Source organism: Pseudomonas sp. WT-JTC (assembly GCF_056711565.1).
This window is the reverse complement of the sequence record NZ_CM160042.1, coordinates 3750582-3774928: the sequence shown is the minus strand read 5'-3', so window position 1 is coordinate 3774928 and position 24347 is coordinate 3750582. Positions and strand designations below refer to the sequence as shown.

17 protein-coding genes and 1 pseudogene are annotated in these 24347 nt (G+C 58.6%); 9 read left to right on the top strand and 9 right to left on the bottom strand.

Translation table 11 applies throughout. The features are described 5' to 3' along the window. Positions 1-48: 48 nt before the first annotated feature. Both AC06G5_RS17155 and AC06G5_RS17150 read right to left on the bottom strand, forming a co-directional pair. Entirely contained in the window at positions 49-549 is a 501-nt protein-coding gene (locus AC06G5_RS17155; RefSeq protein ID WP_413424114.1) for a hypothetical protein, read from the bottom strand. 373 nt (positions 550-922) lie between these two features. Further along, positions 923-1348, bottom strand: a complete 426-nt coding sequence (locus AC06G5_RS17150) for a YciI family protein (protein ID WP_413424112.1) — start codon at positions 1346-1348, stop codon at positions 923-925. A gap of 173 nt (positions 1349-1521) precedes the next feature. On the opposite strand from AC06G5_RS17150, the gene AC06G5_RS17145 reads away from it, so the two are divergent. From AC06G5_RS17145 to AC06G5_RS17110, 8 genes are all read left to right on the top strand, one after another. Continuing rightward, positions 1522-1965, top strand: a complete 444-nt coding sequence (locus AC06G5_RS17145; protein ID WP_413424110.1) for an SRPBCC family protein — start codon at positions 1522-1524, stop codon at positions 1963-1965. A gap of 163 nt (positions 1966-2128) precedes the next feature. Continuing rightward, positions 2129-2629, top strand: coding sequence for a thiol peroxidase (gene tpx / locus AC06G5_RS17140; protein WP_413424108.1), 501 nt, complete (start codon positions 2129-2131; stop codon positions 2627-2629). Positions 2630-2806: 177 nt separating this feature from the next. Beyond that, positions 2807-4123, top strand: a complete 1317-nt coding sequence (locus AC06G5_RS17135) for an MdtA/MuxA family multidrug efflux RND transporter periplasmic adaptor subunit (protein ID WP_413424106.1) — start codon at positions 2807-2809, stop codon at positions 4121-4123. Continuing rightward, positions 4120-7215: an MdtB/MuxB family multidrug efflux RND transporter permease subunit gene (locus tag AC06G5_RS17130; RefSeq protein WP_413424104.1), complete on the top strand. Its 3096-nt coding sequence runs from the start codon at positions 4120-4122 to the stop codon at positions 7213-7215. Before AC06G5_RS17135 ends, AC06G5_RS17130 begins: the two co-directional genes overlap by 4 nt. Positions 7216-7363: 148 nt before the next feature. Next, positions 7364-10471 carry an efflux RND transporter permease subunit gene (locus AC06G5_RS17125; protein ID WP_480457715.1) on the top strand — a complete coding sequence of 1036 codons (3108 nt, stop codon included), beginning with the start codon at positions 7364-7366 and terminating at the stop codon, positions 10469-10471. Then, positions 10468-11949 (top strand): efflux transporter outer membrane subunit, encoded by a 1482-nt coding sequence (locus AC06G5_RS17120; RefSeq protein ID WP_413424100.1) that lies wholly within the window; start codon positions 10468-10470, stop codon positions 11947-11949. Before AC06G5_RS17125 ends, AC06G5_RS17120 begins: the two co-directional genes overlap by 4 nt. Positions 11950-12236: 287 nt before the next feature. After that, entirely contained in the window at positions 12237-14354 is a 2118-nt protein-coding gene (locus AC06G5_RS17115; protein WP_413704652.1) for a putative bifunctional diguanylate cyclase/phosphodiesterase, read from the top strand. Between the two features lie 85 nt (positions 14355-14439). Further along, the gene (locus AC06G5_RS17110; RefSeq protein WP_057397634.1) at positions 14440-15186 is read left to right on the top strand and encodes an SDR family oxidoreductase; all 747 of its coding nucleotides are present in this window, start codon (positions 14440-14442) and stop codon (positions 15184-15186) included. Positions 15187-15307: 121 nt separating this feature from the next. Here AC06G5_RS17110 and AC06G5_RS17105 read toward each other — a convergent pair. The 7 genes and pseudogenes from AC06G5_RS17105 to AC06G5_RS17075 form a co-directional block, all read right to left on the bottom strand. Then, positions 15308-15670 (bottom strand): annotated as a pseudogene (locus AC06G5_RS17105) (PLP-dependent aminotransferase family protein); the annotation flags it as partial. A 99-nt stretch (positions 15671-15769) separates the two neighbouring features. Continuing rightward, the gene (locus tag AC06G5_RS17100; protein WP_413424096.1) at positions 15770-16204 is read right to left on the bottom strand and encodes a hypothetical protein; all 435 of its coding nucleotides are present in this window, start codon (positions 16202-16204) and stop codon (positions 15770-15772) included. 191 nt (positions 16205-16395) lie between these two features. Beyond that, positions 16396-17805, bottom strand: coding sequence for a GntR family transcriptional regulator MpaR (gene mapR / locus AC06G5_RS17095; RefSeq protein WP_480457711.1), 1410 nt, complete (start codon positions 17803-17805; stop codon positions 16396-16398). A gap of 156 nt (positions 17806-17961) precedes the next feature. Further along, the gene (ccoG, locus tag AC06G5_RS17090) at positions 17962-19374 is read right to left on the bottom strand and encodes a cytochrome c oxidase accessory protein CcoG (protein ID WP_413424092.1); all 1413 of its coding nucleotides are present in this window, start codon (positions 19372-19374) and stop codon (positions 17962-17964) included. A 195-nt stretch (positions 19375-19569) separates the two neighbouring features. After that, positions 19570-19803: a DUF3203 family protein gene (locus AC06G5_RS17085; RefSeq protein ID WP_480457708.1), complete on the bottom strand. Its 234-nt coding sequence runs from the start codon at positions 19801-19803 to the stop codon at positions 19570-19572. 213 nt (positions 19804-20016) lie between these two features. Further along, the gene (locus AC06G5_RS17080; RefSeq protein ID WP_480457706.1) at positions 20017-20745 is read right to left on the bottom strand and encodes an ATP-binding cassette domain-containing protein; all 729 of its coding nucleotides are present in this window, start codon (positions 20743-20745) and stop codon (positions 20017-20019) included. Then, entirely contained in the window at positions 20745-21488 is a 744-nt protein-coding gene (locus AC06G5_RS17075) for an ABC transporter permease (RefSeq protein WP_480457704.1), read from the bottom strand. Before AC06G5_RS17075 ends, AC06G5_RS17080 begins: the two co-directional genes overlap by 1 nt. 826 nt (positions 21489-22314) lie before the next feature. On the opposite strand from AC06G5_RS17075, the gene AC06G5_RS17070 reads away from it, so the two are divergent. Further along, a complete protein-coding gene (locus tag AC06G5_RS17070) occupies positions 22315-24309 on the top strand; it encodes an alpha-1,4-glucan--maltose-1-phosphate maltosyltransferase (protein WP_480457702.1) in 1995 nt (664 codons plus the stop codon). The last annotated feature ends 38 nt before the right edge of the window (positions 24310-24347 follow it).

Sequence of the window (24347 nt, the reverse complement as noted above, 5' to 3'; positions counted from 1 at the left end):
TCATCCGGAAAAGGGCGCATCCCGAACGGCGGAATGCGCCGGGTGCTGTCAGTTGATGCGAACCAGCGTCGCGCGCTGGGTAGGCGACAGCTGATCGATTTCCAGCAGTGTCAGGTTTTTTGGAGCTTCGCCGGCCAACGGACTGCCGAGGTTACCCGCGGCATTTTCGGGAAGTTTGTACATTGCGCCGGTCATTGGATCGACTACCAGCATGCCGATCAACCCGCCAATCAGGAGGTTGCCCCAGTACCAGCCGCTCATGCTGGTATCCAGAGTGGTACTGGTATCGGCATAACCCTCTTTCTTGAAGGTGATGGTGTAGGCCTCACCCTTGAAGTAGCCACGACCGGAAGGCAGTGTCACGGTGTTGGGCGTGGAGCCGTTATGTACGACGACACCGGCTTTGTTGGTAATGGTGAAGTTGGCGCCGCTAGGCGTACTCGATACGTTCACCGGGTATTTGCTGTCACCGACGATGCTTGCACAGCCCGAAGTCAGGAGTGCTGTGGTCAGGGCTGTAATGGTGAACAGCTTGCGAAGAGCTTCCATGGTAGATCCTTGAGACCGGTCTTTGCCGTCATTGGCCGAGGCGTGCTTCATGTCGCCTCGAAATGTAATGGGGGGAGGTTTTTCAAGCGACGCGAACCTTATCACTGATGGCGTTGTGATATCACTAAAAATCTAAACATTGCGGTTGGCCGGTTGTTCTTTCAACAGCCGTTCCAGTTCTGCGCACGCCTCGTCACGTGTTCCACAGCTTGAACTGCTCGGTGACCTTATCGCCGGCCTTGCCCTGGTGGCAGGTCAGGCAGACCGGGAGGGGATTGCTGCTGTAATAAAAAACCCGCCATCTGCGCAAGCATGAACGGCGGGTTTTGCAGGATTCAGGGTGAAGTCTCAATCCCCGGCGGGGATTCGCCAATCAGCATTTCTTCCCCAGGCCGAACGCTCGTTCTTCCTGTTCACGTAGCTCCGGGGTGAGCTCGGCACCAAAATCTTCCATTTCAAACACCTGGCGAATCTCGATCTCGGCTTCGGTACCCGGCATCGGGTTGGGGCAGCGCTTGACCCATTCGATGGCTTCTTCTTTCGATTTCACCTGCCATAGCCAGAAGCCGGCGATCAGCTCCCTGGTTTCGATGAACGGGCCGTCAATCACCGTGCGCTTGTCGCCGGAGAAGCGCACGCGGGCGCCTTTGCTGCTGGGGTGCAGGCCTTCACCGGCGAGGAGGATGCCGGCCTTGGCCAGCTCCTCGTTGTAATTGCCCATGGCGGTCAGCAGTTCCTGGCTGGGCATTATTCCGGCTTCGGAATCCTGGCTGGCTTTGATGATGATCATGAATCGCATGGCTTTTCTCCATTGGGGGGTAAGTGAGTTACTTGATAGTCGAATGATCAGCGTCTGAATCGACAATTCTCTAAAAGAAAATCGCAACAAGTTTTCTGATAGCCCAAGGGGATGCATGGGGCTTTGGTGAGATGGTAGCCTGCGGGTCCCCGGCCAATGGATTGCCACCGCCCATGCCTGTCCTGGAACTCACGACTCTCATCCCCAACCGCTCACCTGAGCAAGTCCTCGACTTCTGCCTCGAAGGCGTGAATTTCCCGAAAATCTTCCCCGAACGCATCACGCCGCTGGGCGAAATCGACCTGAACAACCTGCGCATCGAAGCCGGTCGACAGTTTCGTTTCAGGCACTGGATGTTCAACGTTATTCCGTCGAACTGGACGGTGGTGATCCGTGAGGTCGGTGAGTGGCATTTCATCGACGAAATGCTCAACGGGCCGATGCGCGCCTTTCGTCATGAACATCGGGTCGCGGCGGGAGAGGGCGGTACGCTATACACCGATCGGGTGACGTATTCGGCGATTGGCGGCGCGCCAGTGGAGTGGTTGCTGGTCAATGGCTATATGCGCCGGATTTTCGAGGCGCGCCATTGCAATATGTTGCGGCTACTCAGATAACGCCTCTGCCACAGTGTCTTGTGGTGTGTGGGAGGGCACATGTATCCAATTTTGTGTGCCGATACATGACAATTTATGTTTGACCATAGGTCGTCGGACAATTTCGTGGTTAACTTCGGCCTCGTCAAAACTCTCTACAACAACGTTCAGAAGGACTCCGTTCATGGCTCAAGTCACTCTCAAAGGCACTCCGGTTCAAGTCAACGGCCAACTGCCACAAGCCGGTTCCAAGGCGCCAGCCTTTTCCCTGGTTGCCGGCAATCTGTCCGACGTCACCCTGAAAGACTTTGCCGGCAAGCGCAAAGTGCTGAACATCTTCCCAAGCGTTGACACCCCGACCTGCGCCAAGTCTGTACGCCAGTTCAACGCCCAGGCCAATGACGTCGCCAATACCGTTGTACTGTGCATCTCCGCTGACCTGCCGTTCGCCCAGGCGCGCTTCTGCGGTGCCGAAGGCCTGGAAAACGTACAGAACCTGTCGACCCTGCGCGGTGCCGAGTTCATCCAGAACTACGGCGTGGCTATCGCTGACGGCCCGCTCAAAGGCCTGACCGCTCGTGCCGTGGTAGTGCTGGACGAAAACGACAACGTGCTGCACAGCGAACTGGTTGGCGAAATCGCTGACGAGCCGAACTACGAAGCGGCACTTGCCGTTCTGAAGTAAGCCTGGCTTTACAATGTTTAACGGCCTGGCCCTGTCCAGGCCGTTTTCATTTGTGTTTCAGTGTCTTGGATATATCTCCTGCTACGTAAGCCAAAGGTAAATTGCCGGTAAAGGCGCTTTGCTTAAAACCCGCCAGTGCTTATCGTTCAGTCTCATGTAAAAAAGCCCACGCGCCCAATGGTTGGTCACTCAATGCAATCCTCCGCTTCCCGTAGTCCCCGTCGCTGGCTGTTCGGCCTGCTTGTCCTGTTGGTCATCGCCGCCTTGTGCTGGAAATTCTGGCCCGGCAGCGCTGCACCCAAGGAGGCAGCGGGGCAGAAAGCCGTCGCCGGGCATACCGGTCGATCGGGGGGGATGCGTCCGGGTTTCGGCGGGGCGTCCGGGCCGGTGCCGGTGCGAGTGGCTCCGGCAGTCACCGGTGACTTCCCGCTGTATTTCAAGGCGCTGGGCACGGTCACGGCGCTCAACACCATCAATGTCCGCAGCCGCGTCGGCGGTGAGTTGGTCAAGATCTATTTCGAAGAAGGGCAGATGGTCAAGGCTGGCGATCTGTTGGCGGAAATCGACCCGCGTCCTTACCAGAACGCCTTGCTTCAGGCCGAAGGCACCTTGCTGCAGAATCAGGCGCAGTTGAAAAACGCCCAGGTCGACGTCGAGCGCTATCGCGGCCTGTACCGCGAAGACAGTATTGCCAAACAGACCCTGGACACCGCCGAAGCACTGGTCGGTCAGTTCCAGGGCACGGTCAAGACCAATCAGGCAGCGGTCAACGACGCCAGGCTCAACCTCGAATTCACCAGGATCCGCGCACCGATCACCGGTCGCGTCGGCCTGCGTCAACTGGACGTCGGCAACCTGGTAGCCGCCAACGACACCACCGCATTGGCGATCATCACCCAGACCCAGCCGATCAGCGTGGCCTTCACCCTCCCGGAAAACAGCCTCGACACCGTGCTTGCCCGTTATCGCAGCGGCGCCAAATTGCCAGCTGAAGCCTGGGATCGCGGTGATACCAAATTACAGGCCACTGGCGTGCTGCAGAGCCTGGATAACCAGATCGACGTCACCACCGGCACCCTGAAATTCAAGGCCCGCTACGAGAACCGCGATCAGTCGCTATTCCCCAACCAGTTCGTCAACGTGCGCCTGTTGGCCGACACCCTAAAAGGCGTAGTGCTCGCGCCTTCCGCCGCGATCCAGTTCGGCACCAACGGCACGTTCGTCTATGCCCTGGACGGTGACAAGAAGGTCAAGATCCGTCAGTTGAAAGTCGGCGCCAGCGATGGCCTGAACACTGTGGTCACCGAAGGCCTGTCGGCGGGTGACCGGGTTGTTCTGGAAGGTACCGACCGCCTGAAGGACGGCAGTGACGTGGAGGTGGTCAACGACAGTCAGGATGTGCCGGCCACACCGACCGAAAACCTGCAAGGCAAGTCGGCGGCCGACGCGGCTGAGCCCGCGACCACTGACAAGGCGAAAAAGGGCGGCGCATGAATCTCTCGCGGCTGTTCATCCTTCGCCCGGTAGCCACCACGCTGAGCATGCTGGCCATTATTCTGGCCGGTGTGATCGCTTATCGGCTGCTGCCGGTTTCGGCGCTGCCTCAGGTCGATTACCCGACCATTCGTGTCATGACCCTGTATCCCGGCGCCAGTCCGGATGTCATGACCAGCGCGGTAACCGCGCCGCTTGAACGGCAGTTCGGGCAGATGCCCGGCCTGACGCAAATGGCCTCGACCAGTTCGGGCGGTGCCTCGGTGCTGACCCTGCGTTTCAGCCTCGACATCAACATGGACGTCGCCGAGCAACAGGTGCAAGCCGCGATCAACGCCGCCACCAACCTGTTGCCCAAGGACTTGCCGGCACCGCCGGTGTACAACAAGGTCAACCCGGCCGATACACCGGTGCTGACGCTGGCCATCACCTCCAGGACCATGCTGCTGCCCAAACTCAACGATCTGGTCGATACGCGCATGGCGCAGAAAATCGCGCAGATCAGCGGTGTCGGCATGGTCAGCATTGCCGGCGGCCAGCGCCAGGCCGTGCGGATCAAGGTCAACCCCGAGGCCCTGGCGGCCAACGGCTTGAACCTGTCGGATGTGCGCACGCTGATCGGCGCGTCCAACGTCAACCAGCCCAAAGGCAACTTCGACGGCCCGACCCGGGTCTCGATGCTCGATGCCAACGATCAGCTGACGTCGCCCAAGGACTACGCCAACCTGATTCTGGCCTACGCCAACGGCGCGCCGTTGCGGCTCAAGGACGTCGCGGAAATCGTCGACGGCGCCGAGAACGAGCGGCTCGCTGCGTGGGCCAACGAGAACCAGGCGGTACTGCTGAACATCCAGCGTCAGCCCGGCGCCAACGTGATCGAGGTGGTGGACCGGATCAAGGCCCTGCTGCCGAGCATCACCGATAACCTGCCGGCCGGCCTCGACGTGGTGGTGCTGACCGACCGTACCCAGACCATCCGCGCCTCGGTCAAGGACGTGCAGCACGAGTTGCTGATCGCCATCGCCCTGGTGGTCATGGTCACCTTCCTGTTCCTGCGTCGCGCCAGCGCCACGATCATTCCGTCGGTCGCCGTGCCGCTGTCGCTGATCGGTACGTTCGGCGTGATGTACCTGGCAGGGTTCTCGGTCAATAACCTGACCCTGATGGCCCTGACCATCGCCACCGGTTTCGTGGTGGACGATGCGATCGTCATGCTGGAGAACATTGCGCGTTATATCGAGGAGGGCGACAGTCCGCTGAACGCGGCGCTCAAGGGCGCCAAGCAGATCGGTTTCACCTTGATCTCCCTGACGTTGTCATTGATTGCGGTGCTGATCCCGCTGCTGTTCATGGCGGATGTGGTCGGGCGGTTGTTCCGCGAGTTCGCCATCACACTCGCGGTGGCAATCCTGATTTCCCTGGTGGTTTCCCTGACCCTGACGCCGATGATGTGCGCGCGGTTGCTCAAGCGTGAACCTGAAGAAGCCGAGCAGGGCCGTTTCTACCGTGCCAGCGGTGCGTTCATCGACTGGATGATCGCCGCCTACGGGCGCAAGTTGCAGTGGGTGCTCAAGCACCAGCCGCTGACCTTGATGGTGGCCGTTGGCACTTTGGTGCTGACGGTACTCCTGTACCTGGCGGTGCCCAAGGGGTTCTTCCCGGTGCAGGACACCGGCGTTATCCAGGGCATTTCCGAAGCCCCGCAATCGATTTCCTTCGCGGCCATGAGCGAGCGCCAGCAGGAACTGGCCAAGGTCATTCTGGCCGACCCGGCCGTCGAGAGCCTGTCCTCCTACATTGGCGTGGATGGCGACAATTCGACCCTCAACAGCGGTCGGTTGCTGATCAACCTCAAGTCGCACCACGACCGCGACCTGAGCGCAACGCAAGTGATTGCCCGCTTGCAACCGGAGCTGGACAAACTGGTGGGCATCCGCCTGTTCATGCAGCCGGTGCAGGACCTGACCATTGAAGACCGGGTCAGCCGCACGCAGTACCAGTTCAGCATGTCGTCGCCGGATTCGGAGTTGCTGAGCCTGTGGAGCGGGCGTCTGGTCGAAGCCTTGGCCGACCGGCCCGAACTGACCGACGTTGCCAGCGATTTGCAGGACAAGGGCTTGCAGGTCTATCTGGTGATCGACCGCGATGCGGCGTCGCGGGTCGGGGTGTCGGTGTCGAATATCACCGATGCCTTGTACGACGCCTTCGGCCAACGGCAGATATCCACCATCTACACCCAGGCCAGCCAGTACCGCGTGGTGCTGCAATCGCAGTCCGGCGAGAAGATCGGCCCGGATGCGTTGAACCAGATTCACGTCAAGACCACCGATGGCGGTCAGGTGCGGTTGTCCAGCCTGGCGCATATCGAGGAGCGCCAGGCGCAACTGGCGATCACCCACATCGGCCAGTTCCCGGCGGTGATGATGTCGTTCAACCTGGCACCCGGCGTGGCGCTGGGGCATGCGGTGCAGATCATCGAGCAGGTGCAGAGGGACATCGGCATGCCGATTGGCGTGCAGACCCAGTTCCAGGGCGCGGCGCAGGCGTTCCAGGCCTCGTTGTCGAGCACGCTTTTGCTGATTCTGGCGGCGGTGGTGACCATGTACATCGTGCTGGGGGTGCTCTATGAGAGCTACATCCACCCGATCACCATTCTGTCGACCTTGCCTTCGGCAGCGGTGGGCGCCTTGCTGGCGTTGATCCTGAGCGGCAATGACCTGGGCATGATCGCGATCATCGGCATCATTCTGCTGATCGGCATCGTGAAGAAGAACGCGATCATGATGATCGACTTCGCCCTCGACGCCGAGCGCAATCAGGGCATGGACCCGCAGACGGCGATCTACCAGGCGGCTTTGCTGCGTTTCCGGCCGATCCTGATGACCACCCTGGCGGCCTTGTTCGGTGCCGTGCCGTTGATGCTGGCCACCGGATCCGGCGCGGAACTGCGCCAGCCGCTGGGTCTGGTGATGGTCGGCGGCCTGTTGCTCAGCCAGGTTCTGACGCTGTTCACCACGCCTGTGATCTACCTGTACTTCGACCGTCTCGGTCGGCGCTTTGGCAAGACGGGCGCTCAGGAGACGGCGGTATGACGGCATGCATGATCTGTGGGAGCGGGCTTGCTCGCGAAGGCGTCCGGTCAGTCGACAGGGATGTTGAATGCAAGGCTCTCTTCGCGAGCAAGCCCGCTCCCACAGGGGGGCAGCAGGGCTCGTGGGTTGGTGCCGGGGGCAATCATCGATGAATCTTTCCGGACCTTTCATCAAGCGCCCGGTCGCGACCATGCTGCTGAGCCTGGCGATCATGTTGCTGGGCGGCGTGAGCTTCGGCCTGTTGCCCGTATCGCCGCTGCCGCAAATGGACTTTCCGGTGATCGTGGTCCAGGCCAGCCTGCCCGGGGCCAGCCCCGAGGTGATGGCGTCAACAGTGGCCACGCCGCTGGAGCGTTCCTTTGGCGCCATCGCCGGGGTCAACACCATGAGCAGCCGGTCCAGCCAGGGCTCGACCCGGGTGATCCTGCAATTCGACCTGGACCGCGACATCAACGGCGCGGCGCGGGAAGTGCAGGCGGCCATCAACGCCTCGCGCAACCTGCTGCCGAGCGGGATGCGCAGCATGCCCACCTACAAGAAGGTCAACCCGTCCCAGGCGCCAATCATGGTGCTGTCGCTGACCTCGGATGTGCTGGAAAAGGGCCAGCTCTATGACCTGGCCTCGACGATTTTGTCCCAGAGCCTGTCCCAGGTGCAGGGCGTCGGCGAGGTGCAGATCGGCGGCAGTTCCCTGCCGGCAGTACGTATCGAGCTCGAACCGCAGTCGCTGAACCAGTACGGCGTGGCCCTGGACGATGTGCGCAACACCATCGCCAATGCCAATGTGCGCCGGCCCAAGGGCTCGGTGGAAGACGATCAACGACTGTGGCAGGTCCAGGCCAACGACCAGTTGGAAAAAGCCAAGGACTACGAATCGCTGATCATCCACTACAACGGCGGCGCGGCCCTGCGCCTGAAGGATGTGGCGAAGGTCAGCGATGGCGTCGAGGACCGCTACAACAGCGGTTTCTTCAACGACGATGCGGCCGTGCTGCTGGTGATCAACCGGCAGGCCGGCGCCAACATCATCGAGACGGTCAACGAGATCAAGGCTCAGTTGCCGGCGTTGCAGGCGGTGCTGCCGGCCAGCGTCAAGCTGAACCTGGCCATGGACCGCTCGCCCGTCATCAAGGCCACGCTGCACGAAGCGGAAATGACCCTGCTGATCGCCGTGGCGCTGGTGATTCTGGTGGTGTTCCTGTTCCTCGGTAACTTCCGCGCCTCGTTGATCCCGACCCTGGCTGTGCCGGTGTCGCTGGTCGGCACCTTTGCGGTGATGTACCTCTACGGGTTTTCGCTGAACAACCTGTCGCTGATGGCGCTGATTCTGGCCACCGGGCTGGTGGTGGACGATGCCATCGTGGTGCTGGAGAACATCTCCCGGCACATCGACAAAGGCGTACGACCGATGAGGGCCGCGTACCTCGGTGCCCAGGAAGTCGGTTTTACCTTGTTGTCGATGAACGTATCGCTGGTGGCGGTGTTCCTGTCGATCCTGTTCATGGGCGGGATCATTGAAAGCCTGTTCCGCGAATTCTCCATCACCCTGGCGGCGGCCATCGTGGTCTCGCTGCTGGTCTCGCTGACCCTGACCCCGATGCTCTGCGCACGCTGGCTCAAGCCACATACGCCCGGGCAAGAGAACCGCCTGCAACGCTGGAGCCAGCGAAGCAACGACTGGATGGTCGGCAAATACGCCACCAGCCTCGACTGGGTGCTGCGCCACAAGCGTCTGACCTTGCTCAGTCTATTCGTGACAATTGGTGTGAACATTGCGCTGTATATTGTTGTTCCTAAAACGTTTTTACCGCAACAAGATACCGGCCAACTGATCGGTTTCGTGCGCGGCGACGACGGCCTGTCGTTCAGTGTGATGCAGCCGAAGATGGAGATTTTCCGCCGGGCCGTGTTGAAGGATGAGGCGGTAGAAAGCGTCGCCGGGTTCATCGGCGGCACCAACGGCACCAACAACGCCTTCATGCTGGTGCGCCTGAAGCCGATCAAGGCACGCAACATTTCCGCGCAGAAAGTCATCGAACGCCTGCGCAAGGAAATGCCCAAGGTCCCCGGTGCACAACTGATGCTCATGGCGGACCAGGACCTGCAATTCGGTGGCGGTCGTGAACAGACCACCTCGCAATACTCGTACATCCTGCAAAGCGGGGATCTCGGGGCGTTGCGCGAGTGGTATCCGAAAGTCGTCACCGCGCTCAGGGCCTTGCCGGAGCTGACGGCGATCGATGCACGGGAAGGCCGGGGCGCCCGGCAGGTGACCCTGATCGTCGACCGTGACCAGGCCAAGCGCCTCGGTGTCGACATGGAGATGGTCACGGCGGTGCTGAACAACGCCTACAGCCAGCGGCAGATTTCGACCATCTACGACAGCCTCAACCAGTATCAGGTGGTGATGGAGGTCAACCCGAAGTACGCCCAGGACCCGATCACCCTCAAGCAGGTCCAGGTGATCACCGCTGACGGCGCGCGGATCCCGCTGTCGACCATCGCGCATTACGAGAACAGTCTGGAAAACGACCGGGTCAGCCACGAAGGCCAGTTTGCTTCGGAAAGCATTGCCTTCGACATGGCCGAAGGCGTGACCGTGGAGCAGGGCGGTGCCGCCATCGAGCGGGCGATTGCCAAGGTCGGCCTGCCGGAAGACGTGATCGCGAAAATGGCCGGCACCGCCGACGCTTTCGCAGCGACTCAGAAAAGTCAGCCGTGGATGATTCTGGGGGCGCTGGTGGCGGTGTATCTGGTGCTGGGTGTGCTGTACGAAAGCTACATTCATCCGCTGACCATCCTGTCCACGTTGCCGTCGGCCGGGGTCGGCGCGTTGCTGTCGATCTATGCGCTGGGCGGCGAGTTCAGCCTGATTTCCTTGCTTGGGCTGTTTCTGTTGATCGGCGTGGTGAAGAAAAACGCCATTTTGATGATTGACCTGGCGTTGCAACTGGAGCGTCAACAGGGCATGGCGCCGCTGGAGTCGATTCGCAACGCCTGCCTGCAACGTTTGCGACCTATCCTGATGACCACCCTGGCGGCGATCCTCGGTGCCTTGCCGTTGTTGCTGAGCCGCGCCGAAGGGGCGGAAATGCGCCAGCCGCTGGGCCTGACCATCATTGGCGGGCTGATCTTCAGCCAGGTGCTGACGCTTTACACCACCCCGGTGGTTTACCTCTATCTCGACAAACTGCGCCATCGCTTCAATAAATGGCGTGGGGTGCGTACCGATGCCGCTCTGGAAACTCCGCTATGACTGAACGTTCGCTTTTCAACCTGGCTGCACCGCTGATCACGGCCCGGGGCTCGCGTCTGTTGAGCCTGTCACTGTGTGTGGCGATGCTCAGTGCCTGCGCCATCGGCCCGGATTACCAGCGCCCGCAAACCGCTGAGCCGGCGCAGTACAAGGCTGCAGAGGGCTGGCGCCAGGCCAACCCGAGCGATGCCCTGGCGCGCGGCGCGTGGTGGGAGTTGTATGGCGACCGGCAGCTCAATGACCTGATCGAAAAACTCAACAGTTCCAACCAGACCGTCGCCCAGTCCGAAGCGCAGTACCGGCAGGCCCAGGCCTTGGTACGCAGCGCTCGCGGGGCGTTTTTCCCGACGGTCGACCTGAACGTCAGCAAGAACCGTTCAAGCCAGGGCACCGGCAGCAGCAGCTCCAGTCTGAGCAGTTCATCCAGCGGTATTCGCAACACCTACTCGGCGCAGGTGGGTGTCAGTTGGGAGGCCGATGTATGGGGCAAGCTGCGCCGCGGCCTCGAAGCCGATACCGCGAATGCCCAGGCCAGCTTTGCCGATCTGGCGGCGATGCGCCTGAGCCAGCAGTCGGAACTGGTGCAGAACTACCTGCAATTGCGCGTGATCGATGGCCAGAAGCGCCTGCTCCAGGACACGGTCGAGGCTTATCAGCGATCGCTGAAGATGACCGAGAACCAGTACCGTGCCGGCGTATCCGGCAAGGACGCGGTGGCCCAGGCCCAGACGCAGCTCAAGAGCACCGAAGCGGATATGGTCGACCTGATCTGGCAACGCGCCCAGTTCGAGAACGCCATCGCCGTGTTGATCGGCTTGCCGCCAGCGGAGTTCAGCCTGGCGGAAAGCCAGGACATTCCGCAGTTGCCGCAAGTACCGCCAGCGCTGCCTTCGCAGTTGCTGGAGCGTCGCCCGGACATCGCTTCCGCCGAGCGCTCGGTGATGGCCGCCAATGCCAACATCGGTGTGGCCAAGGCCGCCTATTACCCTGACCTGACATTGAACATGAACGGAGGTTACAGCAGCAGTACCTATGCCAACTGGATCAGCCTGCCGAACCGTTTCTGGTCGGTTGGGCCGCAGTTGGCCATGACCCTGTTCGACGGCGGACAGCGCTCGGCAGAGGTCGACCGCAGTGAGGCGGCCTATGACGAAACGGTGGCCAAGTACCGCCAGACCGTGCTGGATGGATTCCGCGAAGTGGAAAACTTCCTGGTGCAGCTCAAGGTGCTTCAGGACGAAGCCGTGGTGCGCCAACAGGCACTGGACGCCGCCCGTGAATCGCTGCGCCTGACCCAGAACCAGTACAAGGCCGGTTTGATCGCATACATCGATGTGGTGGTGACCCAGGCGGCGGCGCTGAGCAATGAGCGCAGCAACCTGGACCTGTTGCAAAGCCGCCTGATTGCCAGCGTGCAATTGATTGCCGCGTTGGGGGGTGGTTGGGACGGGCAGCTTCAGGTGAGCGATAGCCAGTAGCGTCGTCGTTGAACGCTGCAATCCCTGTAGGAGCTGGCTTGCCAGCGAAGGCAGTGTGTCAGGCGACAACAATGCTGGACCTGATGACCTCTTCGCTGGCAAGCCAGCTCCTACAGGGTTTTTCGCTCGATTAGAGTTAATGTTTAACCTTAAAACAAGCGTTTCATCGGGCTGATGGCCTTTTGCTAATTTTGTGAGTGCGTTCTCAATCGGAATCAGTACAATCGCCGCATTTGCCCCCCAGCGAGAATCAATACCATTAAAGGGGGCATTCGCGAGAAGTCCCCATGCTCATCGGTAGCTATTCCCCCACCCTGGTCATCATTTCCCTCTGCGTAGCGATTCTCGCCTCATACACCGCACTCGACCTGACCGGACGCATTGCCACGGCCAAAGGCCGCGCCGTGCATTTGTGGACCGCAGGCGGGGCCGTTGCCATGGGCATCGGCATCTGGTCGATGCACTTTATCGGCATGCTCGCGTTCAAGTTGCCGATCGACCTGGGGTACGACGGCGCGATCACCCTGTTGTCGCTGCTGATCGGAGTACTCTCCAGTGGTTTTGCGCTGTGGCTGGTCAGCCAACCGCAATTGCCGGCCTGGCAACTGGCCTTTGGCGCGTTGGTCATGGGCGCCGGCATCAGCGCGATGCACTACACCGGCATGGCCGCCATGCGCATGCAACCGGGCATCGACTACGATCCGACGCTATTTGGCGCCTCGCTTCTGATCGCGGTCGGTGCATCGGGCGCGGCATTGTGGATCGCATTCCATTTGCGCCAGCACACGCCTTATGTCCGACTGATCCGTGGCGGGGCCGCCGTGATCATGGGTGTCGCCATCGTCGGCATGCACTACACCGGGATGGCCGCCGCACGCTTTGCCGATGGCAGTTTTTGCGGGGCGGCAGTCAATGGCCTGACCGGCAATGGCCTGGACAACCTGGTGCTGGTCACCACGCTGGCGGTGCTGAGCATTGCCTTGCTGACCTCGATCCTCGATGCTCGCCTGGAAGCCCGCACCGCGAGCCTGGCGCAGTCGCTGACGGAGGCCAACCGGGAACTGACCCAACTGGCCCTGCACGACACCCTGACCGGGTTGCCGAACCGGATGCTGCTCGCCGATCGAATCGATCAGGCGATGTCGCGAGTCCGGGAAGAGGGTGGCTGCTTTGCCCTGATGTTCATCGATCTGGACGGCTTCAAACCGGTCAACGATGCCTTTGGCCACCACATGGGTGATCTGCTGTTGCGCGAAGTGGCCCAGCGCCTGCGCGAAGACTTGCGCAGCCAGGACACCCTGGCGCGGATCGGTGGCGATGAGTTCGTGTTGCTGGTGCAGTTGAGTGAACAGATCGATGCCTTGAACCTGGCGGCCCGTCAGGTTGGGTTGATTGCGGGTGTGTTCCGGGTTGCCGAACATGATTTGCACATTTCAGCCAGCGTCGGCATTGCGCTCTACCCGGGTAACGGGCAGTCCGCCGACGAATTGCTGATGAACGCCGACGCGGCGATGTATCACGCCAAGGGGGCGGGCAAAAACGGCTACAGCTTTTTCGATGTCTCGATGAACAGCAATGCCCGCAAACAGCTGCAATTGCTGCAGGACTTGCGCAACGCCGTGGAACATCAGGAGTTCAGCCTGCATTACCAGCCCAAGTTCGACGCTGCCAATGGCCGGCCGGTGGGCGCCGAAGCCTTGCTGCGCTGGGAGCATCCGACGCACGGGATGCTGTTGCCGGACAAATTCATCGAGCTGGCGGAAAAGACCGGGCTGATCATTCCGATTGGCGAGTGGGTGCTCAACGAAGCGTGCCGGCAGATGCGCGAGTGGTACGTGCTGGGCTACACCGACTGGCGCATCGCGGTGAACCTTTCGGCCATTCAGTTTTGCCATTCCGGGCTGGTCCAGAGCGTCGCCAAGGCCCTGGCGACTCATCATTTGCCGGCCAACAGCCTGACCCTGGAAATTACTGAAACCACCGCCATGAGCGATGCCGATGCGAGCATGACAGTGCTTCAGGAACTGTCGGAAATGGGCGTCGACCTGTCCATCGACGATTTTGGCACTGGCTATTCGAGTCTGATGTACCTCAAGCGCCTGCCGGCCAACGAGCTGAAGATCGACCGCGGTTTCGTCCGCGACCTGGAGCACGACAGCGATGATGCCGCCATCGTTTCGGCCATCGTGGCCCTCGGCCAGGCGCTGGGGCTGCGCATCGTCGCCGAAGGTGTGGAGACGGGTGTGCAGCAGGATTTCCTGACGCAACTCGGTTGCGATTCGTTGCAGGGTTACCTGCTGGGGCATCCGCTGCCGGCCGCAGGTTTCATGGTGGAAATCCATCGCGGGGAGCAATTGGTCGAGCAGTTGAAAGCTGGTGCCGAGCGCGAAATGTCGATGACATGACAGCTGATGTGTAGCCATGCAAAAACCGCCAATGGCGGTTATTCTTGCCCCGACCGCTTAAGCTTTGAATTGGGGGAAAGCTCGCATGGACAAAGTCATCGTCATCACCGGCGGCAGCCGCGGCATTGGTGCCGCCACCGCCCTGTTGGCCGCCGCGCAGGGCTATCGGATCTGCATCAACTACCAGGCTGATGAACAGGCTGCACTTGGTGTGCTGGAGCAAGTCCGCGCCCTCGGTGCGCAAGCCATTGCAGTTCGGGCCGACGTCAGCATCGAAGACGAAGTCATCGCGCTGTTCAATCGGGTAGACAGTGAACTGGGCCGGGTCACCGCGCTGGTGAACAACGCCGGCACCGTCGGACAAAAGTCCCGGGTCGACGAAATGTCCGAGTTCCGCATTCTCAAAATCATGAAAACCAACGTCCTGGCGCCGATCCTCTGCGCCAAGCACGCGATCCTGCGCATGTCGCCCAAACATGGCGGGCAGGGCGGCAGCATCGTCAACGTGTCCTCGGTGGCCGCGCGTTTGGGCTCGCCCAACGAGTATGTCGACTACGCCGCCTCCAAAGGCGCGCTGGACACCTTCACCATCGGCCTGTCCAAGGAAGTGGCAGGCGAGGGTATTCGCGTCAACGCCGTGCGCCCCGGCTACATCCATACCGATTTCCATGCCTTGAGCGGTGACCCGGATCGGGTCAGCAAACTGGAATCGGCGATTCCGATGGCGCGGGGCGGGCGGCCGGATGAAGTGGCGGAGGCGATTGTGTGGTTGCTGTCGGACAAGGCTTCTTATGCGACGGGGACGTTTGTCGATCTAGGTGGTGGGCGTTGACCTGAGGTTTGCGTTGTCGGTTCTGGCCTCTTCGCGAGCAAGCCCGCTCCCACATGGACAATGCAATACCTGTGGGAGCGGGCTTGCTCGCGAAGGCAATAGTGCAGGCAACATCCAACTATCAAAACGACCGCACAATCCGCCCCAGCGTCTCCATCGCCTTCTCCGCAGCCTCATCCCACGGGCTCCCGTAGTTCAACCGAATACAATTCCTGAACCGCTGCGCCGGGGAAAAGATCGGCCCCGGTGCAATGCTGATGCCTTGCGCGAGTGCCATCTGAAACAACTTCAGCGAATCCATCTGCTCCGGCAATTCCAGCCATAAATAGTACCCGCCTGCCGGCTGGCTGACCCGTGTCTGTGCCGGGAAATACCGGGCTATGGCGGCGAGCATGGCGCTTTGCTGGTCTTCCAGCGCGTGACGCGGTTTGCGCAGAAGCCGGTCGTAGCTCCCGTGTTGCAGGTAGTCGGCAATAGCTCCATCGATCGGGACGTTTGTTGATTCAGGCGGTGGGCGCTTATCCCCGAGAGCAGTCAACAGTTGTTCCCACGTGGTGGGAACAACTGTTGACTGCCGTTCGTTTTACAACTTGTAGATGGTGATGTTGTCGAATTTTGCTCTTCCTACACCATCTGGGTACGTGCCGTTTACTAGAATATGTAGCTTGTTCAGGTCTGGTTTCTCAGCCTTCAAGGTTTTTTTACATGCAATCCATTTTCCAGTAGTTACTTTTTCGTTAGGGATTTCATTTTGCCCGAATAGCCATACATTTAGACTTGGATTTTTTATATCGCTGGAAATGAATAGCTTAAATGTGATTTCATATGTGCCTGCAAAATCCTGGTCATATTGTTTGGTGATTTGAAGATTTTGCTGCGCCGGAAACAAAAGATTAGTAATGAAAAAATTGGAGCCCTCGGACTCAAGTACTTTGTTGCCTTGCGCAAACGACCATCCATTGTACTGTTCGTCCTGAAAGTCGGTTTTGTCAATTAGTGTCTTGCGTGCTTTGCTCATTTTTTAGCCCCTGATTGTAACTGGCTGAGATGCAGAACTAGTTATGCTAACTTGACGTTAAGTTGTAGCGTTCTGAGTGTCGTCATCAGTAAATAATCAAAAAGCCAGTGCGTCTACTGTCATATATGACAGGTTTGGCTGTCATTCGTCTGGTTCAACATCTGTTGAAACTTGATCCCCAACTAAACTCATCAAAACGACCGCACAATCCGCCCCAACGTCTCCATCGCCTTCTCTGAGTCTTCAGTCCACGGGCTCCCGTAGTTCAAGCGAATACAATTCCTGAACCGCTGCGCCGGGGAAAAGATCGGCCCCGGTGCAATGCTGATGCCTTGCGCCAGTGCCATCTGAAACAACTTCAGCGAATCCATCTGCTCCGGCAATTCCAGCCATAAAAAGTACCCGCCCGCTGGCTGGCTTACCCGCGTTTGTGCCGGGAAATACCGGGCGATGGCGGCGAGCATGGCACTCTGTTGGTCTTCCAGCGCGTGGCGCAGTTTGCGCAGGTGCCGGTCGTAGCCCCCGTGTTGCAGGTAATCGGCGATTGCCGCCTGTGCCGGCATCGACGCGCACAGCGAGGTCATGAGTTTCAGCCGTTCGATTTTCTGCGCATAACGCCCGGCGGCGACCCAGCCAATGCGGTAACCGGGGGCCAGGCTCTTGGCGAACGAGCCGCAATGCATCACCAGGCCTTCGGTATCAAAGGCCTTGGCCGGTTTCGGAGCCTGTTGACCGTAATACAGCTCGGCGTAGACATCGTCTTCGATCAGCGGCACTTGATGGCGGCGCAGCAGTTCCACGAGCTGCTGTTTCTTTGTCTCGGGCAGGGTTGCGCCCATGGGGTTCTGGAAGCTGGTCATGCACCAGCAGGCCTTGACCGGATACCGCTCCAGAGTTTGTTCGAGCACGCCGAGGTCGATGCCATCGCGCGGGTGCACCGGGATTTCCACGGCTTTGAGTTTCAGCCGTTCAAGCACCTGCAGGCAGGCGTAGAACGCCGGGGCTTCGATGGCCACCAGATCGCCGGGCTGGGTCACCGCTTGCAGGCACAGGTTGAGGGCTTCCAGCGCACCGTTGGTGATCAGCAGTTCTTCCATGGGCAGCATCAGCCCGCCGACCATGTAGCGCAGGGCGATTTGCCGACGCAGCTGCGGGTTGCCCGGCGACATGTCGGTGACGACCATGCGAGGGTCCATTTCGCGGCTGGCGCTGGCCAGGGAGCGCGACAGGCGTTGCAGGGGAAACAGTGTCGGGCTGGGGAACGCCGAACCGAAGGGCACGGTGTTCGGGTCCTTGATCGAGTCGAGCACCGAGAACACCAGTTCGCTGACGTCGACTTCGGTGGACTCGTTGACCTGATTGCTGATCTCCGGTTCGGAAAACGGCCGTGGCGCATGGGCATTGACGAAGTAGCCGGAGCGCGGACGGGCGCGGATCAGCCCGCGACGTTCCAGCAGGTAGTAGGCCTGGAACACCGTCGACGGGCTGACACCGTAGGTCTGGCTGGCGTAGCGCACCGACGGCACACGCTGGCCCGGGCCGAGGACGCCGGTGCGGATCAGTTCTGCAATGTCGTCGGCGAATTTTTCGTAGCGTTTCATCGTTAGCCCGGATTGGTGTCATTCAGAAAAAACGAGGTGACTTCTTCGCGAGCAAGTCGAATCGTCGCACCGCCGCTCCCACATTGGATTTGTGAACACTGGAGATCCAATGTGGGAGCGGGCTTGCTCGCGAATGGCGCACCGCAGTCTAAAGCCTTAACGATTCATCGGCGCAACAAACCGGCTCTTCGCCACGCTGTAGACATCAGGCTCATCGCTGTCGACCACCTTGAAGCCAAGGCTCTGCGAACTGCTGGCCGGACGCTCCGTGAGCATCACCACCGACACCGGCACATCGACGATCTCGCCCGCTGCCAGGCTCAACCCGTTCTTGCCCTGCAACTCGAAACCGTCGGCATCGACCAGTTGCAATTGATAGTCCTGACGCTGCTGGGTCTTGTTGATCACCTTCAGACTGTAGATGTTTTCGATCTGCCCCTGGCTGTTCTCGCGGAACAGACCGCGGTCCTTGCTGACGTCGAGCGACACCATCGGCCGCTCCACCAGCGCCACCACCAGCGCGGCGATCATTACCACAAGCACGGCGGTGTAGCCGATCAGGCGCGGGCGTAGCAGGTGTGTCTTGCCACCCTGCAACTGGTGCTCGGAGGTATAGCTGATCAACCCTCGGGCGTAGCCCATCTTGTCCATGATCGAGTCGCAGGCGTCGATGCAGGCGGCGCAACCGATGCACTCCATCTGCAAGCCATCGCGAATGTCGATGCCGGTCGGGCAGACCTGTACGCACAGCTGGCAATCGATGCAATCGCCCAGGCCGACTTCGGCGGGCTTGACCTCGCGTTTGCGCGGGCCACGGTTTTCGCCTCGGGCCACGTCGTAGGAAATGGTCAGGGTGTCCTTGTCGAACATCACGCTCTGGAACCGTGCGTAGGGGCACATGTGCATGCACACCGCTTCACGCAGCCAGCCGGCATTGATGTACGTGGCGCCGGTAAAGAACAGCACCCAGAACAGGCTGACACCGCTCATTTGAAAGGTCAGCAGCTCTTCGGCCAACGGCCTGATCGGCGTGAAGTAGCCGACGAAGGTCAGGCCGGTCAGCAGGCTGATGGCCAGCCACAAGGTGTGCTTGGCCGCTCGACGCATCAGTTTGTTCAGGCCCCAGGGCGCGGCTTGCAACTTGATCCGCTGGTTGCGTTCGCCCTCGGTGATCTTCTCGCACCACATGAAGATCCAGGTCCACGAACTTTGCGGGCAGGTGTAGCCGCACCAGACCCGCCCCGCGAACACGGTGATCGCAAACAGACCGAACGCGGCAATGATCAACAGCGCCGACAGCAAGATGAAATCCTGTGGCCAGAAGGTCGCACCGAAGATGTGGAATTTACTTTCGGAAAGATCCCAGAGCACCGCCTGGCGACCGCCCCAGTTCAACCACACGGTGCCGAAGAACAGCAAAAACAGAAAACCCGCGCCGCTGATGCGCAGGTTGCGGAACAGCCCTGTGAAGCTACGGGTGTGGATCAGGTTGTCGCTGGTTTTGGCCTTCGTCTTTGGACGCGAAGGCTCGAATGTTTCTACGGTTCGGACGGGGATTCTCTCGCTCATGGTCTTTCGCTCATCAGCCTCCATCAGGCATGAGCACTATGAGCGGTGATCTGTTTGCATAACAGACTCAGGTATTGCGATAAAAAGCGGATCAGATGAAGGTGTTTGCCCGGCCTGCGACAACTTGAAGCACCCGCCGCAGCCGGGCCCGAGGGACTGACCGAAACAGCGGCGACAGGTGTTGACCAATCCCGGTCAAATCACCGAATCACTGTTGGTGGCCTTCAAGTGCCGGCGTCCATCCACCGCACCTGCGACGGTCAAGGCGTCGGCCTCTGCTTCGGTGATGTAGATACGCTGGCGTTCGATGGCCACAGCCGACATGGCCTTGGCACCGTCGGTGACGATGGTCACGTCGGGACACAGACGAATCTGTTCGCCATTGGCGGAGGTGAGAAAGCAGGTCTGGTTCTCGATGCGCACGGTCATGGCGCAATCCTTTTTCAGTGGAAACTGAAGTTTCAGGCCGCGACCGCCGGTCATCGTTCTGTGCAACCGATTAATGGTCACGACCGGGCTGGGGCGGGGCATCAGGGATTGGCGATCACCGGCGGCATAGTCGTCGGTGGCTCTTTCTGTGGCGGTGGGGTGGGAGGCTTATATCTGTAGCAGTTACTGTCTGCGCTACGCATCAAGCTTTATTCATCCAGGATGCTCCGCAAATATCGGCTCGGATACAGCGCGGATAAATGCGTCATCTACCGTTTTTGCTCGATAGTGCTGAATGAACTCCGACCCGCTGGCAAAACGATGAAAGCGTTGCTGACTGATCATGTAGAAATAAGTACAGTTGTTTACTATTTCATCGACGTTATGTGATGACACCAGGATCGCCATGCCATCATTAGCCGCGCCATGAAGGCACTCCCAGATATAATGGCGAAATTCAGGGTCTACACCGGCAGTAGGCTCATCGAGAATAATGAAGTCAGTGGAAATTGATAGAAGAGAAAGGGCAAAGAACCAGCGTGTCTCTCCATAGCTGCACAATGACGATTTTTTGTTCCATATGTCTTTGTATCGACTAACGATAGAGGGGCTCCAGTAACTTAGCTTTTCCAGAGCTCGTGACTGTGTCATTTTTTTATCAGAGGATAGTGCGATGACCATTTTGAATATATCACGCATGCGCATTGTCGGAGGGGTTGTGATTATTTGAGACAGGTAAGAGAAGTCGGGGAAGTCATTTTCAATATAACCGGATTTTATTTTTTTCAGTTCGCAGACGATATCGAAAAACGTGGTTTTTCCTGATCCGTTCGGGCCTAAAATACCTACGATGGAGCCCTGAGGAATCTCAAGAGATGCTCGGGTTAAAATCGCTTTATCGGCATAGGAAAAATCAATGCATTTTGCACTAAATCGACGCATTAGTATCTGCTCCAAATTGGGTTGATTCTTAAGTGCTTTAGCAGCGCTAAAGCCGATACAATAGCGAAAAATGCTATTATGGCGACCGCTGGTTTATTATGGCTCAAATCATTTGTCATTAAATTGGTTGCAGCTGTCAGCGGGTTTGCAAGGTTTATGATGTCCACGATGTCATTTGTTTTGCTAGCCCCAAGTACTCCCAGGATAAGCATGAAAAACGAACAGATTGACAGTAGTGTATTTGAGTTTTGAAAGTTGATTGGAAGCAGCGTAAATGCGACGCCAAGGCTACAAAACATGATAAGGCAAGTATAAAAGCGTAAAGCAATCCTCAGTAATTCTTCGAGATCATAGCTGCCAAACGGGACCTTTGTCGCCAGGTAAAAAATGGAGCAGTACGCAATTGAAATTAATGAGTAAGCAAAAAAGTGCGAGTATAAAAATATGATTTTTGACTGTTTTGAATAAATAAATGATCGAATGAATCCACTTTCTCTTCTTCCGATTATATAAAGCGTAAATCCAAATAGCGCTACGCTTGATGAAATGTATGCATAAAACCATGCTGATGCCTCAATATACTCACTTTGAAAATAGTTCGCGTCCTGCTTTGTAGTCGCGAAGAAATAGAAAAGTGCGCAGGGGGAAAGCATTATCCAAAACAACGCAATAGGTTCTTTGAATTGCTCTTTTATGAAGATGCCGGTTAAGGTGAGGACTCTCGAGTGTAATTGATTTTTCATGAGTGACAACCTTAATTGGGTGGAATCAATTGTTCTATTCGGGTTTGTCAGTTGATGCTGAAAAAAACATTGCCGCTCGAAATTGAGTGGCGTTGTTAGATTTAGAGGGTTGTGGTCTTTACTGCAAGTCTGCGAGTAATTGCATGTAGGAATAGTCTCTCATGTGCCAAGGAACGGTCTTACAGAGCTTCTGGAAATATCTTTTGGCTGTTTAATTTTCGAGGGGGGCGCAGCTAAATGATTTATTCGGCTTTCTGTTAGAAAGCGTTTTGTAGTGGTTGTAAACGTGAAATTTATGAGTCAGTGGTAAGCAAACTCGTCTGTAGGACTAAACATGTAAGAATTTTTGTGGCGGGGAAATTTTTCTGAAAAAAGGCGACAGGCGGTAGTCGAAATAATGAGACTGATTAGCTGGAGCACTCCTTCAATGAAAATGCCTACCCTGAATTTATTGCCAAGGTTGCCTATAACCTTGACCGGAGGTTCTTGACTCGTAGAGGGCTCCAGCCTTTCGTTGACCCCGAGCTGCGTTAGGGTCCTGTTTCGGTTCCGGATCCTTTGGGTAGCAGAGTTGGATTGTCGAATTCCGGATTGGGAGCTTTTCCCGGTAATGAATTGGTCATTGGTCCAGTTGACAGTGGCACATGGCGTGAGTCGTGCTTAAGTTGGTTGATCCCTGCACGGGGGATTTGATTCCAGCCAACTGCTCTGAACTTTGCCGGTGTCCATCGCTCGGAACCTAAGTGAGTTCATTCGGCGAGGGATCTACCGATGTGGATGACAACCAGACACAAGCGCGTCCATGGGGCGTAAGGAGAGAGGCTCGATGACGGCTGAAAAACCGACTGAGTTGAGCTACAACCCGCACATGCCGCTGTCGCAGGCGCTGTTGCTGCCGCGTATTGTCATAGAAAACATCATGCCGACCCTTGAAGGCGGGCAGTTCGCGGTCAAGGCCGTGGTGGGGCAGGACGTGGTGGTGACGGCCAAGGTCTTCGCCGACGGGCATGACAAGTTGGCGGTTCGCGTGCGCTGGCGGGCCGACGACGAGGACGTCTGGCAAAGCGCTGTCATGCTCGACCTGGGCAACAACGGTTGGCAAGGGCAGTTCCGTGTCGACAGCCAGGGCCGGTATCTGTTCTGTATCGAAGCCTGGATCGATCAGTTTGCCAGTTTTCGTTATGAGCTGGAAAAGAAGCATGCGGCTGCCGTTCCGGTAAGCCTGGAACTGCAGGAAGGGCGGATTCATGTGCAACAAGCCGCCGAACGCAGCGAAGGGCAACTCAGTGAGCAACTGGCAGCCTTGCACCATGAACTGTCAGGACTGCTTGAAGCCGAGCAGGTCGCACTGTTTTTGCACCAACGTAGTGCCGAGCTCATGGCCCGCGTCGAACACCGTGCGTATTTGAGCCTGAGCCCGGAGTGCCCGGTGGATGTGGAACGCGAGCTGGCGCAGTTCGCCAGTTGGTATGAGTTGTTCCCGCGTTCGATCACCGACGATCCTGCACGCCATGGCACTTTCAATGACGTGCATTCACGGCTGGCGATGATCCAGGACATGGGCTTCGATGTGCTGTATTTCCCGCCGATCCATCCGATCGGGCGCAGTTACCGCAAAGGCCCGAACAACGCCCTGACAGCGGGGCCCGATGATCCGGGCAGCCCTTATGCGATCGGCAGCGAGGAGGGCGGGCATGAGGCGATTCATTCGCAGTTGGGTACCCGCGACGACTTCCGGCGACTGGTGGCGGCCGCTGCCGCCCATGGCCTGGAAATCGCCCTCGATTTCGCCATCCAGTGTTCCCAGGACCATCCGTGGCTCAAGCAACACCCTGGCTGGTTCAACTGGCGGCCTGACGGCACGATCAAGTACGCGGAGAATCCGCCGAAGAAGTACCAGGACATCGTCAACGTCGACTTCTATACCCCCGAGGCGATTCCGAGCCTGTGGGTGGAGTTGCGCGATATCGTGGTGGGCTGGGTCGAGGAGGGCGTGAAGATCTTCCGCGTCGATAACCCGCACACCAAGCCGTTGCCGTTCTGGCAATGGTTGATCGCCGATGTACGGGCGTTGTACCCCGAGGTGATCTTCCTCGCCGAAGCCTTTACCACCCCGGCAATGATGGCGCGCCTGGGCAAGGTCGGTTATTCCCAGAGTTACACCTATTTCACCTGGCGCAACACCAAGGCCGAACTGGCGAGCTACTTCACCGAACTCAACGAATCGCCCTGGCGCGAGTGCTACCGGCCGAATTTTTTCGTCAATACACCGGACATCAACCCCGCGTTCCTGCATGAGTCCGGGCGTCCCGGATTCCTCATTCGCGCTGTGCTGGCGACCATGGGCTCGGGCTTGTGGGGCATGTATTCGGGGTTCGAGCTGTGCGAGTCGGCGCCGGTGCCGGGCAAGGAAGAGTACCTCGACTCCGAGAAGTACGAAATCCGCCCCAGGGACTTCAATGCGCCGGGCAACATCATTGCCGAGATCGCCCAGCTCAACCGCATTCGCAGGCAAAACCCGGCGTTGCACACGCATCTGGGCCTGAAGGTCTACAACGCCTGGAACGACAACATCCTGTATTTCGGTAAACGCAGCTTTGACGGCAGCAACTTTATCCTGGTGGCGGTCAGTCTCGATCCGCACAACGTGCAGGAAGCGAACTTCGAGTTGCCGCTATGGGAATTGGGCCTGCCCGACGACGCCAGCACCCAGGGCGAAGACTTGATGAATGGCCATCGCTGGACCTGGCACGGCAAAAACCAGTTCATGCGCATCGACCCGGCGTATCAGCCGTTCGGTATCTGGAGAATCACCGCATAGACCAGAAGGCTCCCTCGCCACAGAGAGTCTCATCCTGT

What these genes read in the sequence shown, in the direction of transcription:
- AC06G5_RS17155 (WP_413424114.1), bottom strand. Translation starts at nt 549, where the DNA reads ATGGAAGCTCTTCGCAAGCTGTTCACCATTACAGCCCTGACCACAGCA.
- AC06G5_RS17150 (WP_413424112.1), bottom strand. Translation starts at nt 1,348, where the DNA reads ATGCGATTCATGATCATCATCAAAGCCAGCCAGGATTCCGAAGCCGGA.
- AC06G5_RS17145 (WP_413424110.1), top strand. Translation starts at nt 1,522, where the DNA reads ATGCCTGTCCTGGAACTCACGACTCTCATCCCCAACCGCTCACCTGAG.
- tpx (WP_413424108.1), top strand. Translation starts at nt 2,129, where the DNA reads ATGGCTCAAGTCACTCTCAAAGGCACTCCGGTTCAAGTCAACGGCCAA.
- AC06G5_RS17135 (WP_413424106.1), top strand. Translation starts at nt 2,807, where the DNA reads ATGGTTGGTCACTCAATGCAATCCTCCGCTTCCCGTAGTCCCCGTCGC.
- AC06G5_RS17130 (WP_413424104.1), top strand. Translation starts at nt 4,120, where the DNA reads ATGAATCTCTCGCGGCTGTTCATCCTTCGCCCGGTAGCCACCACGCTG.
- AC06G5_RS17125 (WP_480457715.1), top strand. Translation starts at nt 7,364, where the DNA reads ATGAATCTTTCCGGACCTTTCATCAAGCGCCCGGTCGCGACCATGCTG.
- AC06G5_RS17120 (WP_413424100.1), top strand. Translation starts at nt 10,468, where the DNA reads ATGACTGAACGTTCGCTTTTCAACCTGGCTGCACCGCTGATCACGGCC.
- AC06G5_RS17115 (WP_413704652.1), top strand. Translation starts at nt 12,237, where the DNA reads ATGCTCATCGGTAGCTATTCCCCCACCCTGGTCATCATTTCCCTCTGC.
- AC06G5_RS17110 (WP_057397634.1), top strand. Translation starts at nt 14,440, where the DNA reads ATGGACAAAGTCATCGTCATCACCGGCGGCAGCCGCGGCATTGGTGCC.
- AC06G5_RS17100 (WP_413424096.1), bottom strand. Translation starts at nt 16,204, where the DNA reads ATGAGCAAAGCACGCAAGACACTAATTGACAAAACCGACTTTCAGGAC.
- mapR (WP_480457711.1), bottom strand. Translation starts at nt 17,805, where the DNA reads ATGAAACGCTACGAAAAATTCGCCGACGACATTGCAGAACTGATCCGC.
- ccoG (WP_413424092.1), bottom strand. Translation starts at nt 19,374, where the DNA reads ATGAGCGAGAGAATCCCCGTCCGAACCGTAGAAACATTCGAGCCTTCG.
- AC06G5_RS17085 (WP_480457708.1), bottom strand. Translation starts at nt 19,803, where the DNA reads ATGACCGTGCGCATCGAGAACCAGACCTGCTTTCTCACCTCCGCCAAT.
- AC06G5_RS17080 (WP_480457706.1), bottom strand. Translation starts at nt 20,745, where the DNA reads ATGCGTCGATTTAGTGCAAAATGCATTGATTTTTCCTATGCCGATAAA.
- AC06G5_RS17075 (WP_480457704.1), bottom strand. Translation starts at nt 21,488, where the DNA reads ATGAAAAATCAATTACACTCGAGAGTCCTCACCTTAACCGGCATCTTC.
- AC06G5_RS17070 (WP_480457702.1), top strand. Translation starts at nt 22,315, where the DNA reads ATGACGGCTGAAAAACCGACTGAGTTGAGCTACAACCCGCACATGCCG.